The organism is Niallia sp. 03133 (assembly GCF_052663225.1).
Map to the genome: position 1 here is coordinate 216136 of NZ_JBQTCY010000003.1, position 17412 is coordinate 233547.

Annotated in this window: 15 protein-coding genes; 13 read left to right on the plus strand and 2 right to left on the minus strand. The window is 35.9% G+C overall.

Annotated features, from left to right (window positions below; translation table 11 throughout):
- Positions 1-13: 13 nt before the first annotated feature.
- Positions 14-2005 (minus strand): methyl-accepting chemotaxis protein, encoded by a 1992-nt coding sequence (locus ACTYBU_RS05615; protein WP_445487847.1) that lies wholly within the window; start codon positions 2003-2005, stop codon positions 14-16.
- A 642-nt stretch (positions 2006-2647) separates the two neighbouring features.
- On the opposite strand from ACTYBU_RS05615, the gene ACTYBU_RS05620 reads away from it, so the two are divergent.
- From ACTYBU_RS05620 to ACTYBU_RS05645, 6 genes are all read left to right on the plus strand, one after another.
- The gene (locus ACTYBU_RS05620; RefSeq protein ID WP_445487849.1) at positions 2648-3046 is read left to right on the plus strand and encodes a DUF2294 domain-containing protein; all 399 of its coding nucleotides are present in this window, start codon (positions 2648-2650) and stop codon (positions 3044-3046) included.
- Positions 3047-3337: 291 nt separating this feature from the next.
- The gene (locus tag ACTYBU_RS05625) at positions 3338-4117 is read left to right on the plus strand and encodes an ABC transporter ATP-binding protein (protein ID WP_445487851.1); all 780 of its coding nucleotides are present in this window, start codon (positions 3338-3340) and stop codon (positions 4115-4117) included.
- Positions 4118-4139: 22 nt separating this feature from the next.
- Positions 4140-4994, plus strand: coding sequence for an ABC transporter permease (locus ACTYBU_RS05630; RefSeq protein ID WP_445487853.1), 855 nt, complete (start codon positions 4140-4142; stop codon positions 4992-4994).
- Between the two features lie 92 nt (positions 4995-5086).
- Positions 5087-6112: an ABC transporter substrate-binding protein gene (locus ACTYBU_RS05635; RefSeq protein ID WP_445487855.1), complete on the plus strand. Its 1026-nt coding sequence runs from the start codon at positions 5087-5089 to the stop codon at positions 6110-6112.
- A 105-nt stretch (positions 6113-6217) separates the two neighbouring features.
- On the plus strand, positions 6218-6844 hold the full coding sequence (locus ACTYBU_RS05640; RefSeq protein ID WP_445487857.1) for a cysteine hydrolase family protein: 627 nt from the start codon (positions 6218-6220) through the stop codon (positions 6842-6844).
- A 103-nt stretch (positions 6845-6947) separates the two neighbouring features.
- Complete coding sequence (locus ACTYBU_RS05645) at positions 6948-8417, plus strand: MFS transporter (protein ID WP_445487859.1); 1470 nt, start codon at positions 6948-6950, stop codon at positions 8415-8417.
- Positions 8418-8488: 71 nt separating this feature from the next.
- Here ACTYBU_RS05645 and ACTYBU_RS05650 read toward each other — a convergent pair whose 3' ends face one another.
- Positions 8489-10180: a methyl-accepting chemotaxis protein gene (locus ACTYBU_RS05650; RefSeq protein ID WP_445487861.1), complete on the minus strand. Its 1692-nt coding sequence runs from the start codon at positions 10178-10180 to the stop codon at positions 8489-8491.
- Positions 10181-10541: 361 nt separating this feature from the next.
- Between ACTYBU_RS05650 and ACTYBU_RS05655 the strand changes: the two genes are divergently transcribed.
- The 7 genes from ACTYBU_RS05655 to ACTYBU_RS05685 all read left to right on the plus strand — a co-directional run bounded on the left by ACTYBU_RS05655 (position 10542) and on the right by ACTYBU_RS05685 (position 17405).
- Positions 10542-11054: a cupin domain-containing protein gene (locus ACTYBU_RS05655; protein WP_445487863.1), complete on the plus strand. Its 513-nt coding sequence runs from the start codon at positions 10542-10544 to the stop codon at positions 11052-11054.
- 384 nt (positions 11055-11438) lie between these two features.
- Complete coding sequence (locus ACTYBU_RS05660; protein ID WP_445487865.1) at positions 11439-13178, plus strand: phospho-sugar mutase; 1740 nt, start codon at positions 11439-11441, stop codon at positions 13176-13178.
- 280 nt (positions 13179-13458) lie between these two features.
- On the plus strand, positions 13459-13800 hold the full coding sequence (gene ssb / locus ACTYBU_RS05665) for a single-stranded DNA-binding protein (RefSeq protein ID WP_445487867.1): 342 nt from the start codon (positions 13459-13461) through the stop codon (positions 13798-13800).
- Positions 13801-13815: 15 nt separating this feature from the next.
- Positions 13816-13980, plus strand: coding sequence for a hypothetical protein (locus ACTYBU_RS05670; protein WP_445487869.1), 165 nt, complete (start codon positions 13816-13818; stop codon positions 13978-13980).
- A gap of 744 nt (positions 13981-14724) precedes the next feature.
- Complete coding sequence (locus ACTYBU_RS05675; protein ID WP_445487871.1) at positions 14725-15603, plus strand: ABC transporter permease subunit; 879 nt, start codon at positions 14725-14727, stop codon at positions 15601-15603.
- Positions 15596-16516, plus strand: a complete 921-nt coding sequence (locus tag ACTYBU_RS05680; RefSeq protein WP_445487873.1) for an ABC transporter permease — start codon at positions 15596-15598, stop codon at positions 16514-16516. The genes ACTYBU_RS05675 and ACTYBU_RS05680 overlap by 8 nt, the downstream gene beginning before the upstream one ends.
- A gap of 226 nt (positions 16517-16742) precedes the next feature.
- A complete protein-coding gene (locus tag ACTYBU_RS05685; protein WP_445487875.1) occupies positions 16743-17405 on the plus strand; it encodes a hypothetical protein in 663 nt (220 codons plus the stop codon).
- The last annotated feature ends 7 nt before the right edge of the window (positions 17406-17412 follow it).

Here is a 17412-nt window from a genome sequence, read left to right on the forward strand (position 1 = left end):
GTCTTCTTGAACATCATTTTATTTTAAATTTCTTTATTAATGTTTGTAATTCTTCTGATAAAGTAGCAAGCATATTGGCAGATGCGGTGATTTCTTCCATTGATGCCAACTGTTCTTCTGCAGAGGCTGCTATTTCTTGGGATGAGGAATTATTTCCTTTAGAAATGATGGCGATTTGTGTGAAACCATCGGATACTTCCTGTGAACCTATCGTCATTTGTTCTACAGTAGCGTTCATTTCGTCTAGGTGTTCGGAAATTTTTTCTGTTGAATTGGATAATATGTTGAAACTTTTTTCCGTTTGTATAGTAATATCCATCCCTGACTGTACTTCTTTGTTCATTTTTCCGAAAGTTTCAATACTATTATTAATGTCTTGAACAATTACATGTACTAAAGTTCCTATTTCTTTCGCAGATGCTGAAGATTGCTCTGATAATTTGCGTACTTCTTCCGCTACAACAGCAAATCCTTTTCCAGACTCGCCAGCTCTAGCTGCTTCAATGGCAGCATTTAAAGCTAATAAATTTGTTCGATCAGAAATTTCATTCATCGTTTCAAGTATCATCGTTATCTTAGATGATTTTTTGCCTAATTCCATCACGACCATTTCCGCATTTTTTACAGAAGAGTCAATGGAGTTCATTTGTGCTACGGTTTTCTGCACAAGTGATCCACCTGATTCGGCAATCTTTGTAGAATTAATGGCATCCTGCGTAATTGTGGCTGTCGTAGCAGCGACTCTTTTTAAACCAGCATTCATTTCTTCCATTTGTGCTGCATTTCTTTCTACTTCTTCCGACTGTACTTCTTGTCCATTTGCATATTCCTCTATTACTTGTGTAATATGCTCGGTTGCTTTACTGGTTTGCGAAGCACTTGCTGTTAATTCTTCTGAAGAGGAAGCGACATTGTCGACGGCAGCATCCACGGTTGTAATTAAAGTACGCAAAGAAGCAGACATTTCATTAAAGCTCTCTCCAAGCTGTCCAATTTCATCTTTCCTCTTTATCGTAATTTTCTCTGTTAAATCCCCTTCACTAATTACTTTGGAGGAATGTACAAGTCTTAACAATGGGCGTGTAATGGAAATAATAATGAAGTAAATAATAACACTGCTCACCACGATAGAAGCTAATAAAATGATGAATGTTCGATTAAACACATTCTCTTTCGCTTCCTCTATTTCTTTTGCATTCATTGAACCAACAATTTTCCAACCAGTCAGTTTGTTTGTACGAAAAAAAAGTTCGTTGTCTATCCCTTTGGAATAGTAAGAAAAACTGCCAGATCCATTTTTGGCTTCAACGATTTTTTTAATGCTTTCTTCTGTTGACGCTATTCCCAATTTTTCTGTAGGATGAGCGATTAACACTTTATTGTTATCAACAATATAAGCATATCCTTCTTTTCCGATTTTTACTTGTTTGGTTAGTTTAATTAATTGATCTAAATCAATATTTATTCCAACAACACCTGAACCATCTTTCATTTGCTGTGCAACTGTTACCACCAGGTTATCCGTTGATGTATCCGTATACGGAGATGTAATTATTGCTTTTCCGGTATGTGCCACTGCTTGTTTAAACCAGTCAGTTTGTCTAGGATCGTAATCTTTGCTCTTCCCTCGTACTGGTACACTTAAAAATTGTCCATTAGCAGTTCCAATATAAATGGTTTCGACATCTTTATGTATTTTCCCATATTGACTTAGTTTATCAAATGTAGAAATCGTTTTTTCTTGAGAAAAATCAGTACTATTAAAGGTATCTGCCAAATAGTCGATATCTGTCATTTTTTCATGTATCTTTGTTGTAACGATTTGATCGAGTACCTCTACATTACTTTTAGCACTTGTTGAAATAGTGCTTTCTAAACTGCTTTTTGCTGATTGATAAGTGCTTAAACCAACCGTTAAAGCGGGTATAATCAGAATAAATAAAAATGAAATAATTAATTTCTTTGAGATAGATGGCCTACCTATCCATTTTCTAGCTTTTTGCAAATAATCTCCTCCGTGACGTGTATAGTTCGTTGATTGTATCGGCGGAATATTAAATTAATTTAGAAAAATTAATGTCATATAGACGGATAGCTGTTAAAATTGTTTATTCTAAACAAATAAGAAGATTAAAAATATATGTATGTACAACAAAAAAATCTTTACAAATAAAAAAGGCACTGTGTTGCATGAAGTGCAAATTTTGCTGCAGATCTGCGATTGCTAATATGTATTTCACGTGGCTTCCAAATAACAGGAAAAAAAGTGAAGTGATGAAAAAAACAAGATAAATTCAAAAAAACGAAGATAAATACTGGAAAAAAGAAGATAAAATGAACCTTTCATCAGTGGGGGGCTTATTGCCCGTTAAGAGTGGGATAAAATTTATTTATGCTGCTTTTCAGCTCTAAAAGGATGCCTTAATAAATATAATTCCACCTTATTTATAGAAAAAACAACGTTACATTTTCTTACAAATTAAAGGTATAAGGAAGAAACATATGCTATTATTTAATAAACAGAATATTCTTAAACTTACATAATTAGAATGGTGAATACTTATGATAAACGAGACAACCTGCAATAGAAGGGGTTACCTCTAATCAAAATAACCGTTTTTCTATCAATTGTTCATTGGAGGTGATAATGATCATTGTTCATCAGCTGCCACGAACATTAGGAGAATTAAAACAGGCAATTATGAAAGAGAACAATCAAGTAAACCAAGGGATATTTAAGGTAGGCTTGATTGAGCAGCAAGTTAATATTGTTGATAATAAGATTATCATTATTGCCAAACATAAACGAATTCCTGTATTGGAGATTATAGAGAGTTCAAGCGATAACCTTGCGGAGATCATTGATCGTCTATTAATCGAGAAATACAAGAGTTTATTACAAAAGAACTTAACAGAAAGACTGCATTTTACGATCGAACTCATTTTGAAAGATTATGATTCTATTAAAGAAATTAGTGGAACTGTTATTATTTTGGATCAAAAAATTGAAGATTATTTGGCTGGTTCATTGAACTCATATGCGTGAGAGCAGGACAACCGTCGGAATGAAAAAAAGAAGTGCTTTCCTTCTTATTTATTCTGACGGTTGTTTTTTGTTAACAGATAAGAAAGTATAAAATTTTACAACTTAGATTAGTGTCTAGCTCCAGCGCCCTATCGACTTCAACGCTTCCCTCACCTCGTCTACGATAAGTCAACATCGAATCACTACGTTCTTCGTGTTTCCTAAATCTCACTCGATTCAGTCCAGCTTATTCCGTCGATGAGCAAGGGCGCTTGCGCTTTTCTTATAAAAAACAGTAAAAGGGGTGTAAATATGTACAAATTAGAGGTTAGAAATACAAACAAAATTTTTAAAAAAGAAGGCAAAGAAGTTTTTGCACTAAAAGATGCCAATATGCAAATAGAAGCAGGGAAATTTGTCAGCATTATTGGACCGAGCGGCTGTGGCAAGTCTACGTTATTTAATATTATTGCTGGTCTATTAAAGCCTTCTACTGGAAAAATTCTACTGGATGGCAAAGATATTGTCGGAAAAAACGGCAATGTTGGCTACATGCTACAAAAAGATCTGCTCCTTCCTTGGCGAACGATATTGGAAAATGTGATTTTAGGTTTAGAGATGAAAGGAGTATCCAAAAAAGCGGCGGTTAATCGTGCTGTTCCCCTGATGCATAAGTACGGCTTAGGGGGATTTGAGCATCATTATCCAGATGAGCTGTCAGGTGGGATGAGACAAAGGGCAGCCCTCATGCGAACGCTTCTGTATGACCAAGATATTATTTTATTGGATGAACCTTTTGGTGCCTTGGACGCACAAACCCGGCTGTTGATGCAAACGTGGCTGCTGCAAATATGGACTGACTTTAAAAAGACGATTCTTTTTGTAACACATGATATCGACGAAGCGATTTATTTATCAGATGAAATTTACGTGTTGTCTCCAAGACCAGGCAGAATAAAAGAAAAAGTGACTGTTCCTTTAGCACGTCCCCGAAATGAAAATACGTTGTTGGACCAAGCGTTTATTACATTAAAGAAACACTTATTTGAGCTGTTAAAAGATGAAGGGGATGGATTAAATAAAGCCAACTAAACTTAAAATAGGAGGATGAAAAATGGCAGGAGAATCAAATCAAATCGTATTGCACCATCAGCCAAAGGAAGCTATTTCAACCGCGCCATTCATTGAAGATGAAGAGGCAAAAGTCAAAAAATTAACAAGACTCGTTATAGTGGGACAATTTTTGATTGGTATATTGTTTATTGTTTTATGGGAGCTGTTGACAAAGCTAAAGATTATGGATGCTTATTATTGGAGCAGTCCTTCAATTATTTGGAATACAGCTGTTACAGCCTTTGAAGAAGGAACATTGTTGGATGATCTTCTTTATACTTCAGGATCTACCATTATTGGTTTTATTTTAGGAACGTTTTTTGGAGCATTATTAGGTGTTTCCTTTTGGTGGTCTTACTTTTATTCCAGAATTGCTGAGCCTTATTTAATTGCTTTTAATGCAGTGCCGAAATTAGCACTTGCACCTGTTCTTGTCATTTTGTTTGGAATTGATTTTAGTTCAAAAGTCGTTCTTGCTTTTATGATGACTGTTATTGTAACAGCCATTGCTGCACATAGCGGTGTGAAAAGTGTTGATCCGGATTTAGAAAAGATGCTTTTTTCATTAGGAGCAAAAAAACGCCATGTTTTTACTAAAGTGGTAATTCCAACTGCCATGCCTTGGATTGTCAGCAGTTTAAAAATAAATATTGCATTAGCTTTAGCTGGCACGATCGTTGGAGAGTTTATTAGTTCCAGACAAGGAATCGGCCGAATGATTTTGTATGCAGGCCAAATTATGAACATTAACTTAGTTTGGGTCGGTGTCGTAGTTCTATCGATTTTATCGATTGTCATGTATTTGGGAACAGTATGGCTGGAAAAAATCCTGCTTAAAGGAAGAAAAAGAGGATAAGGGAAAGTAATTCAGTGGAGTTGCAGTGTATGGAAAAGGGGACGAAGCACCAAAGGAGTATTGCATAGAAATATAAAAATGAGGGGGATTTTATGAAAAAAATAAAACTGTTATCACTTATTTCGGTTGTTTTTTTACTGTTGCTTACTGCCTGCTCCAGTGAAAGTGCTAAATCAAACGGAGAGTCTAAAAATGGCCTAAAAAAAATCGTTATTGCAGAGCCTGTCCATTTAATAGGCTACTTGCCACTATATACAGCAATACGCGAAGGGTATTTTAAAGAAGAAGGATTGGATGTACAAGTGATTACCGCTACAGGAGGGGCGCATGTAACTTCCGTTGTAGGTGGTGATGCATGGGGAAATATTGGAGGACCAGAATCAAATCAGATGGCGAATAACGGCAGCTCTGATCCTATTCAATCGGTAGTGAATGTGGTAAACCGGGCAAATGTTTATTTAATGGCGGATACAAAACAAACATTAACAGATACTAGTAAAAAAGGATTGGCAGATTTTTTGAAAAATAAAACAATTGCAGCAGGGCGGTTTGGCGGCAGTCCCAACTTGTTGACTCGCTGGCTGTTGATGGATTTAGGATTAGATCCGCAAAAAGATGTAAAGCTGGAGGAGCCGGCAGATGCAAGTGCGGTTGTGTCGCTCGTTGAATCAGGTCAGGCAGATATGGCAAATGGGGCAGAACCGCAAATAACAGAAGGCGTTAAAAAAGGAGTATGGGGTGAACCGTTTTATAGCTTTACAAGTCTTGGAGACTATCCCTATTCTGTGCTTAGTGTGAAAAAGTCAACCATTGATAAAGATCCGGAAACAGTCAAAAGCTTTGTGAAAGCGATGCTAAAAGCTTTGAAAGCAGTGGATGAGGATCATGAGTTGGCGATGAAGATTTTAAAAGAAGAATTCCCTTCCACAGCAGAAGAAAGTCTGAAAGCTGCTCTTGACCGAGCGTATGCAGACAGTTTATGGAGCAAAGATGGCATGATTACAGAAGAGTCTGTTGCCAAGCCAATGGATGTGGTAAAGAAAACAGGTGTTTATACAAAAGGCTATAAATATGAAGATTTAATTGACATGCAATTTGTAAAAGAACTCTCCAAATAGACTGCAAAAGCAAGAGAAATCTATCCTAAAAAATGCAGCGTTTGTCGACAGCCTGGGGGAGAGATAAATCTCTCCCTGATTTAATAAAAGGAAGAGGTAGATGGAATGAATTCAACTTGGAATCCAGGAAAAAGCGCCTTTATTATTGTAGATGTTCAAAATGATTTTTGTCATAAGGAAGGAAGTTTAGCAACTCAGGGGATGGATGTCAGCATGGTTGATACAATGATGCCTTCCTTAAAAAAGCTGATAATCGAGCTAAAGGAATTGCATGTTCCTATTATCTTTATTCAAACCATTCATGAAGATTGCACCGATTCTGCTACATGGACAAAACGATTAAAAGATAAAAGCCAGGCAAATGTTTGCAGAAAGGATACGTGGGGGGCTGAATTTTATCAAATTGAGCCAGACAGCATGGATATTGTTGTAGTTAAGCATCGATATAGTGCATTTATTCATACAAGATTAGATTCTGTGCTTCGCACTATGAAGATTGAGACATTGCTTATGGCTGGAGTTAGTACAAATGTTTGTGTTGAATCTACTGCCAGAGATGGGTTCATGCTGGATTATGATATTATTTTTTTGGCTGATTGTACAGCGGCTTTTTCCAAAGAAGAACATGAGATGGCATTAAGAAATATTGACCATTTTTTTGGAAGGGTTGCAGACTCGGAAGATGTAATTAACAGTGCAAAGCAGTATAAGGAGTTTAGCAGTCAACTGTAAGGAAACCCAATGTAAAGTTATAATTTGTAAAAAGCTAGAATATGGCTATATAGTTCGAAGGAATCGAGGGCACTTCTCTGCCCTGGGGTAAGAGGTGATAAGCGTGAAAAAAGGAGATCTTTACAACGTAGCATCAGCAAATAGGGTTGGCAGGATGGATAAAACTAAATCTTATTCTGCTTTATTGCTCCTTTCTGTTTGTGCAGGCGCATTTCTTTCTCATTTTTCAGCTGGTTTTGTTAATATTGCACTTGCAGATATTGCCGTTTATTTTTCTTCTTCTCTGCCACTGACTCAGTGGATTGTGAATGGATATCTGCTTTCTATTCTGCTTTTTTTGCCTTTAATGGGGAAAATTGCAGATCGATTTGGGAGAAAGAAAATACATAATGCCGGCTATCTTGTTTTTGCAATCGGAGCGGCTGCTTCTGCTCTCTCTTCATCGATCGCAATATTAATTATATGCAGGATTGTGCAAGGAATCGGAGCAGCGATGCTCCAATCTGTTAATATGGCGATTGTAACAGATGCCTATCCAGAAAAACATCGTGGAAAGGCATTGGGTGTTATTAGTACATCAGTTGGGATTGGTGCATTGCTGGGGCCGTCCGTCGGAGGATTTCTTATTAGTGCAGGAACTTGGCATCTGCTTTTTTGGACGATCGTGCCAATAAGCATTATTGCTTTTTTTATCGCACAGCGTTTTATTCCTGCAGATCAGACATTTCGTAAATCTACATTTGATTTTGTGGGAAGTGTACTATTTGCATTAAGCATTGTTTCCTTTGTTTTTGTGTTAAATAGCATAGGGGAAGGAGCAGTATATGTTAATTTGCTCTTTATTCTCGTGTTCAGCATCTGCTGTTTTTGCGGTTTTATTTATTGGAGCAAACGAGTGGAGCATCCGTTTATTCATCCGCAGATTTTTTCATCAAGCATGGTTCGGGCAGGAGGATTTATTTTAATGATCAGCTATTGTACTACCTTTGCATCAATGGTAATTCTGCCATTTTATTTAAGAGGAGTACTTGGCTACTCAAGTGATCATTCAGGATTGCTGCTAATGTGCTATCCATTATTATTGGCTTTATTCGGACCAATCAGCGGTGCCTTATCTGACAAGTACGGAAGCGGAAAAGTGGTGTTGGCTGGGTTAACGTTTTTAAGTGCAAGCATGTTTGGTTTAAGTTTATTAGCTGAAACAACGTCATTGCCAATTCTTATTTTTCTGTTCTGTTTGCTTGGCTTTTCGATGGGAATATTAACATCCGCTAATTATAGTATTATGATGTTTTATGTTCCCATCCAGTTTTTAGGAATGATGAGCAGTACCATTGCGCTATTAAGAAACATTGGAATGGTGCTTGGCACAGCAATAAGTATTATGTTTATGAGCATCTGGATGGATGGGCCGATAAATGATTGGATGAGCAATCCCAATAGGAGGGGATATGAACAAGTAATGTCCGGTTTTCACTATTTATTTTTATTGCTGCTTGGGCTGACAATAACAGCAGGAGTCTATTTTATAAGGAACAAGTGGAAGGTTAAATATAGGTCGCAAAAATTTTAAAAGAAGAAAGAAAAACACCATTCCGTCTAGTCAAAAGGTTGCTGGCAGACAGAATGGTGTTTTTCTTTCTATTATAATTTAAATGCTCCAACAAGTGTGGTAAGTTCTTCTGCCATTTTAGCAAGAGCTTCTGCTGATGCATTGATTTCCTGCATGGATGCTAACTGTTCTTCTGTGGATGAAGCAACTTCTTTTGTACTCTCTGCATTTTGTTTGGAAAGGGAAACAATTTCTTTTGCTGTAGAACCAACTTGTTCCACATTTTTTGTAATATGGGAAAGAGTTGCTGTTACTTCTTCAATTTTAGGTGTGACATTTTTGGTGCTTGTTAATATCTCTGCAAAGGATTGGGCTGTTTCTGTTGATAAGTTTACACCCTTGTCAACAGTACTCATTGCTTCATGCAGTACAGTTACTGATTCTGCCGTTTCCTTTTGAATGGCTTGAATTAAAACGGCAATGCTCTTAGCGGAGGTTTGTGATTGTTCTGCTAATTTGCGTACTTCATCTGCCACGATGGAAAATCCTTTGCCGTGTTCACCTGCCCTTGCAGCTTCAATTGCTGCATTTAATGCCAGCAAATTGGTTTGTTCTGAGATGCTGCTGATCAGTGTCAAGATATTTCCTATTTCCTTCGATCGTTCAGAAAGAGAGGCAATAACAGAATGAATGCGACTGACGGAATCTTGAATAAACTGCATTTGCAATAAATTCGTCTGAACAGCAGCGGATCCTTTTTCCGCCTTTTGTGTCGCGCTTTGCGATAATTCAGAAACAAATTTAGTGTCAGCAGCAATTTTTAAGATGTTTTCTAAAATAAACGCTATGCTTTGAGAATTTGCCTGAATGCCGGAAGAGGTATATTTATTCCCGCTTGCAATTTGCTGGATTGATGATGCAATTGTTTCGGATGCTTTGCTCGATTGTTCTGCACTTGCATTTAATTGTTCAGCAGATGCAGCGACTTGGTCGGAGTTAGCAGCAATATTGCGAATGAGATGTGTTAAGTTATATTTCATTTGATTAAAGGATTCATTTAATTCATAGAGCTCATCTTTTTGTTTAATGGTAATTGCATCAATGTTTAAATTTCCATCCGCTACTTGTTTTGTTCCTTCTTTCAGTTTATTTAACGTTCTGGACAGAAATAAGGATTGACTTAGCCCAATGCTAATAGCTAATAGGATAGTAAATGCACTAATCATCACCATATAGAAAATACGAGTGTGAGAATCTCCTTTTGTTTGTGCTATTGTTGGATTTAATCGTTCTTTATTTAGCCAAATTTTAAAGGAATTGGCTTTATCTGTTAGATTATTTGTTATTGCATCAATCTGTTTCGAATCACGTTGAAGAGCAGCTTCATTATCAGATGCAGCAGCATTCATACTAGAATTGGCTGCTTGGGCGTACTGCTTATTCAGGTTCTCCAATTCGGCCAGTCGATCTCTGGTTTCTTGGATAGTAGCAACCTTTTTTCCTTTGTCTATTAAGGTTTGAATATTCGAATTCGCTCCATTTAATCGATTCTTATAGGTTGAATCATTATAGAGCATATATCCACGATAATAGCTTGTCTGCAATGCAATATTTATTTGAATTTGTTCTGTAATAGAACGCATTTCAATGACAGTGTTGATGACATAATTATAAGCTTCATCTGTCTTTTTTGCATTTGTATAGGAAAAATAGCCCGCTATACTAAAAAGCAGGGAGATGATTAAAAAGCTCCCGATTAATTTTTGTTTAATGCTTGCATTCATTTCAAGTAATTCTCCTTTTCTTTATTGGGAAATTCATATGTATAAAGTCCAACCTTATATATCGACTCAATTGAAGACATATGAAGCATAAAAAGAATAAATAGAATTGAGTGAATTATTAAACAATAAATCCGCAATACAAATATTATTTAAATATAATAGATTGGTGTGATAAATGAATGAAAGGGAATAAAATCTAATAGCTCGATATGAAAGAAGGAAAACGCTTTTCATCTGGACAGGAGAGTGAATGAAGGGAAATTTGGGTAATGCAAAATATAAAGTAAAACTTCCATCAGTGGGGGCGGGTTCATACTGCCCGTTAAGAGTTGGATAAAAGAACAAAAAGGGGTATTTTCATATGACAAAAACAGATGTAACTCTTTTATATTTTGAAAGAAACGGTTTTATTCCTAATAATCCGTATTTGCCTGTTTTGCACTATAAAAGAGTATTAAAAAACAACGAAGATAAAATAGAAAAGTTTTTTCTTGCAAATAAGTGGGGAAATACTTGGGTTAATGGTGTGTTTGATTTCCATCATTATCATAGTAACTCCCATGAGGTTCTCGGGATAGCAAGAGGATCTGCCTTATTATTATTAGGGGGAGAATCGGGAACGAAAGTAATTGTTAACAGCGGGGATGTTTTAGTGCTGCCTGCTGGAACAGGTCATAAAAAGCTGTCAGGTTCACCTGGCTTTCAAGTGGTTGGGGCATATCCAAATGGACAAGCATATAACTTGAAAAAAAATACATTGAAGGACTGGAAGGAGTCAGAAAATGAGATTAAAAAAACAGCTTTTCCGGAAGCGGATCCTATTTATGGAGAGTGTGGGCCGCTTGTGAAAATGTGGAGGAAAGAGGGAGGATAAAGTGAACCTTTCTATCAGTGGGGGGTTTCTTCATCCCACACTGATTGTTAGTTGAACTTATCGGATCTTACTGCCCGTTAAGAGTGGGATAAACATTTGCAAGCAGTTTGAAACTGCTCGTTTTTCTAGTTGAAAGACTTGCTCGGATGGTTATGATCCGAACACTAATTTTATCTCCTCCGAAAGGCCTCATGCTTCCAAATACAAACGTTTTCGACCAGCTGGAAGTTAGTGCAAATAGTACTTTTTCTACACTCTTAAAGGGTCTGGATAATCCTTCGTTTTCTATTTGTTGGAATCGTGAAAAAAGCTTTACTTATATACAAAATTTAGGTAATGTTAAACTAGTTAAAATAAAAATATAAAAGGTGGGCAACGGGGAATATGGTTTATAAAGACATTGTTGAAAAATGGACTAACTTTTCAGAATTAGAACCCAACTTAAAAACTAAACTAGAAGAATTGCAACAATCTGAAAAACTATTGGAAGATAGTTTTTATAAGCATTTGGAATTTGGAACTGGCGGTATGCGTGGAGAACTAGGTCCTGGGGTTAACAGAATGAATATTTACACAATCCGCAAAGCGGCGGAAGGACTTGGAAAGTACATAGTAGAACAAGGCGAAGAAGCAATGAATCGCGGAGTTGCGATTGCATACGATTCTCGTCATCAGTCACCTGAATTTGCATTAGAAGTTGCAAAAGTGGTTGGGAAGCTTGGAGTAAAGTCATATTTGTTTGAAGAATTACGTCCAACTCCTTTATTATCCTTTGCTGTCCGCTATTTAAACACATTTGCAGGAGTTGTCATTACAGCAAGCCACAACCCTCCTGAATATAACGGGTTTAAAGCATATGGAGAAGATGGCGGCCAACTTCCACCAGAAGCGGCTGATACCATTATTAAATATGTTAATGCTGTTGAAAATGAATTAACAATTGAAGTGCTCGAAGAAAAAGAATTACTTGAAAAAGACTTATTGACATACATTGGAGCAGAAATAGATGCAGCCTATGTGGAAAAAGTAAAAACGATTCAGTTAAATGGCGATTTGCCAGAAGTAAAAGATTTGAAAATTGTGTTTACTCCATTACATGGAACAGCAAACAAGCCAGTTCGTGATGGATTAAAAGCTTTTGGTTTTGAAAATGTAACCGTTGTAAAAGAGCAGGAGCTTCCAGATGCCAATTTTTCTACGGTGAAATCTCCGAATCCAGAAGAGCATGCAGCATTTGAAATTGCTATAAAATATGGAAAAGAAATAGATGCAGATATTCTGTTAGGAACAGATCCAGATGCAGACAGACTTGGTGTAGCAGTTAAGGATTTAGACGGTGAATACACTGTTTTAACAGGAAACCAACTAGGCGCCTTAATGCTGGAATACTTATTGTTGGAAAAACAAGAAAAAGGAACGCTTCCTGAAAACGGAGTAGTAATAAAAACAATCGTAACATCCGAAATTGGCAGAACGATTGCTAAAGCATATGGCATCCCAACAATCGATACATTAACTGGATTCAAATTTATTGGTGAAAAAATTAAAGAATTTGAACAAACAGGGGAGCATACCTTCCTTTTCGGCTATGAGGAAAGCTATGGCTATTTAATAGGTGACTTTGTCCGCGATAAGGATGCTGTTCAATCTGCTATTTTTGCAGCAGAAGTGGCAGCATACTATAAATCAAAAGGGCTTACTTTATTTGAAGGACTATTAGAAATCTTCACAAAGTACGGTTTCTATCAAGAAGGTTTAGAATCTCTTACATTAAAAGGAAAAGATGGCGCTGAACAAATCTCCTACATTATGGATACATTCCGTAAACAGCCAATTGAAAAAGTAAGCGGATTAAAAGTAGTATCTGTGGAAGACTATTTAACTAGCAGAAAAATAGCTGGTTTAACAGAATCACTAATCGATTTGCCAAAATCCAATGTTATTAAATATCATTTAGAGGATGGCTCCTGGTTCTGCCTTCGTCCATCAGGCACAGAACCAAAAGCAAAATTCTACTTCAGTGTCACAAGCTCTTCATTAAAAGAAAGCTCTTCTAAACTAGCAGCACTTAAAAAAGATGTTATGAAGCAAGTAAACGAAGTAATTGATGGATATAATAAATAAGAATAATGAAAAAAAGATTCCTTGCAGCAGAGGAATCTTTTTTTGTTCTGTAAACAGAAGTTTGAGTTTTTTATCTTAAAGTAAATCTTGGATAAAAGAAAAAATAATAAAAATCATTGTTTGTGTTAAAAACGGCAAAAAAATGGTCAAATTAATGAAAAACCTCTTAGAGGAATTGCAGAATTCTGCATATAAACTATACGAAAACTTAATTTTCGCTGTTTTTCAAAGGAAACATTTTTTAGTAAGATAGATTCAACTCAAAGGAAAGGAGATAATGATGATTAATCAAGTCACATTGGTAGGTAGATTGACTCGTGATCCAGAGCTTAGAGTGACACAAGAAGGGACATCTGTTACAAATGTAACGATTGCAGTTGGCCGCAGCTTTCGAAATCAAGCTGGCGAATATGAAACTGACTTTGTACAATGTATTTTCTGGAAAAAAACGGCAGAAAACACCGTTCATTACTGCAGAAAAGGATCGTTAATAGGCATCATGGGCAGGATACAAACACGCAATTATGAAAACCAGGAAGGAAAAAGAGTTTATGTAACCGAAGTGATTGCAGAATACGTTAAGTTTTTAGATCCGAAAAAAACCGAACAATCGATTCCTTAAAAGGAGTAGGATGAAATGAATTCAGCACCGAATATAAGTGATCTGCTTGTTGCAATGATTGCGATGCAAGGAAAAAATAATGAAAAGCTTGCACAGAATCAATTAAGAATAGCTCAATTAGAGCATATCGTTCAATCTGAAATATTGCCTCTTTTATCTTCTTTGTCAACCACAGAATAATTACCTTCTAATAAAGATAAACCAACATAGTTTTTCCCATCCTGTTTAATAGATCTCTTTAAACAAAATGTCACCATTAAAGATAATCAAAACCTTCCTCTTAATCCCCATTTTTACAGCGTGCACAGTCGCGCTGTTTTTGTTATTTGAAAAAATAGAAGATAATTTTTTATTTTTTAAGAATTACCTTAAAAATACAGAAAATTAATGTTATTGTTATAATAAGATAATAAAAAAGAGGAAACTAGCTAAATAATATTTGACTGCTCCTATAAATCTAACTTCATTTTTTTAATAGTGCCTATTTTCAGGGTACCCACCCATGCAACAAAACTTGCACCAAGGCACATGAAAAGAAGCGACTTCCACTATTTATAGCAGAGAGCAGGTTGGATACACGAAGACTCCTGCGGGAAAGCGAGATAGACGAGACCCTGCAGGAGCAAAGCGACGAAGCGGCTCGGCGCTCGCCCGCGGAAAGCGAAGTGTATTCAACCTGCGGAATCCTTTTTTCAGGATAGCCAATAGCTTATATAAAGTGAATCTTCCATCAATGGGGGGTTTTACTGCCCGTTAAGAGTGGGATAAGTTAAATTAATTGAATTGAATTGAATAATCAAACAGTTGGAAAGTATGAATGATTTTATAGCAAGGGAAATGAATAAAAGATAGGGGTGGGAATGCTTAAATTTGTTAAGAAATACACAGTAAGAATTGTAGGGATAATGGAAAGGATCTAATAAAATGACTTACATAAAAGGAATATTATTTCAATTTATCAGTGTGTTATTTATTTTTGTACTAGCCTCATTTCCACTTGTTTTTTTAAATTCTGGTGGAAATACGGTTTTTCAGGCAAAGAGGATTTTTATTTTAATAAAACAATTCCTAGTTGGATTATTTACTGGAGAGTCCTATCTTTATATACAGGGAGATCGGACGAGGTTTTTATTTGAAGATCTAGGAAGCTACTTCCTAGCATCCTTTCTTTACTTATTAGCTGCGGGACTCATTATTTTGATTATTGGTTTTGTTTTAGGCATTTGGCTCTGGAAGAACAGCGAAAAGTTTTTTAATAAGATTTTTGGCTTTTTAGGCATTCTCCCAGATTTTGTTTTTATCCTGTTATTGCAATTATTTGTTATTTTTATTTATCAGCAAACAGGTATAAAGGTTGCAAAAGTTGCCTCATTCAGCAATGACGAATCAGCTGTTGTGCTGCCCCTCATATCGTTGATCATGATACCGCTTCTTTATGTGATAAGAACGTTAAATGAAAAAACGAAGGATGTCTTGACGCAGGATTATATTCTTACCGCCATCTCGAAGGGATTAAGCAAAAAGCAAATATATACATACCATGTAACAACAAATGTAACACCTTTTTTTAAAGCAGATTTACATAAGATTGTTTCCATAATGATTAGCAATCTATTTATAGTAGAGTACTTGTTTAATTTACGTGGATTAACATCCTTGCTTTTTGAAACAGCAGCCACATTTCAATATCAATATAATCTTGTCATTTTTTGCTTATTCGCTATTTTTCTTTTGTATGGTTCTATTTTTTTTCTATTAAAAGGAATCATATGTTTAGTAGAAAGGATTGTCATTCATGTTTAAAAAAATAAATTATCAACTATTGTTTGGAATTGTATTGCTTCTATTTTTCCTGTTTGTTAGTTTTTTTGGATCTCACTTTGCCCCATATGCAGAAGACTATGCATTAGAGGTGGGATACATCCAAACAGATAAGGGAGAAGAGTTAGTTGCACCGCCGCTTTCTCCTTCTAAAGAATTTCTGTTTGGTACAGATAAATGGGGATATGATATTTTTTCTCATATATTATATGGAGCGAAATACACGGTATTGACGGTTATTATTGTGGCAGGTTTAAGATTGCTGATTGGAACCGTTTTCGGAATGGTTCATGCATTAACAGGAAGTTACTTCTCTCCACGAAAAAGCAAAATCGCTATTCTAAACAGCATCCCTCCCGTTGTAATTATTTATTTCATTATGAAAGGCATTAATATTAACCCAAGTTTATCCAGTATCTCCTTAGTCATTATTCAAGCTGTTTTAATGAGTGTACTTGGCATAGCAGGAGTTTATGATGTTGTTTATGCAAAAACAGGAGAAGTGAAACAAAGCTTATATGTCATGGCTTCCGAAACATTGGGAGGAAGCAGATGGCATATCATGAAGAAGCATATTTTTCCGATTTTACGAGGGAATCTTTCTGTGCTGTATGTAAATGAAACGATACAAGTATTACATCTTATTGGACAGTTGGGCATATTTGGTTTGTTTTTTGGAGGAACCATCTTCCAGCCGGATTCAAGAGTGTATCTTTCCATGACAAATGAATGGTCTGGTTTAATAGGGCAATCCCGCTCCTTTTTTAATCATTCACAATGGATTATGCTTTTTCCGCTGTTGGGATACGTGATGCTGTTATTTGCCTTTTATCTCCTATCAGCAGGTTTGAAGGAACAAGAAAAAAGAAGACTGAGAAAAAATATGTATTTGTGAAAAAGTAAAATCTCCATTCTAAATGGGGGTTTTTTGTTAGATTTTGCTGATTTTACATACTTGCCTTTTATCGCTTCAGATTGACTGTGATAGCTTTACATAATTTGGTTTTCAGTTAAAATAAGATAGTCATCCTATTCCTAAAAAGCAAAAATACAGATAAACTATTTTAAGAAGATAAAACTAACTATGAAATAATTACGTGATAGCAAGGAGGAGTTGAAGGGTGAATTTTTATGCCCAAGTAACAAGAGGGATAAAAGAAATAAATAAGTTTCCCTATGAGCTGGAAAAGACAGAAAGAATAACAGGTCTAACAAAAAATATCGTTATTTTGTTTGTTATAGCAACGATTGTATATGGAATAAGTTCATTTTTTGGTGTGGGAAATGAGATTGTTTCACGAGAATTAGAGCAATATAATGCCAGTGATTTTGAATTGAATAAATTAATGTTTGCCATTGGACAAGTCAGCTGGGCATGGTTCTTTCTTGCTATTAATCTGTTTCTAGTGCCTTTATATTTTTATGTTTTTATAGAAATAGATTACCAGAAATTAGTGTATATTCAAATGCTGGCGGCTGTGGTTTTGCTATTGGAGAAGCTGTTGCTGATTCCTTTGCAGCTGTTTTTTGAGCTGACGCCATTATCATCCATCTTTTCATTAGGACTTATTGCACAAGCGACTTCGAATAAAAAAGTACTTTATTATGCTGGTGCAGAAATTACTTTATTTAAAATATGGATGTTGTACATACAGTATAAGTATTTAACGGCTATTTCTGGGAGAAGCAGACGATTCATCTTCTTACTTGTCGTTGTCCTTTATGTTTTTTATCTGCTCATAGCGGTGTCGGCAAAATATTGGAAGCTGGAAGAATTAGTCTAAAAGGAGG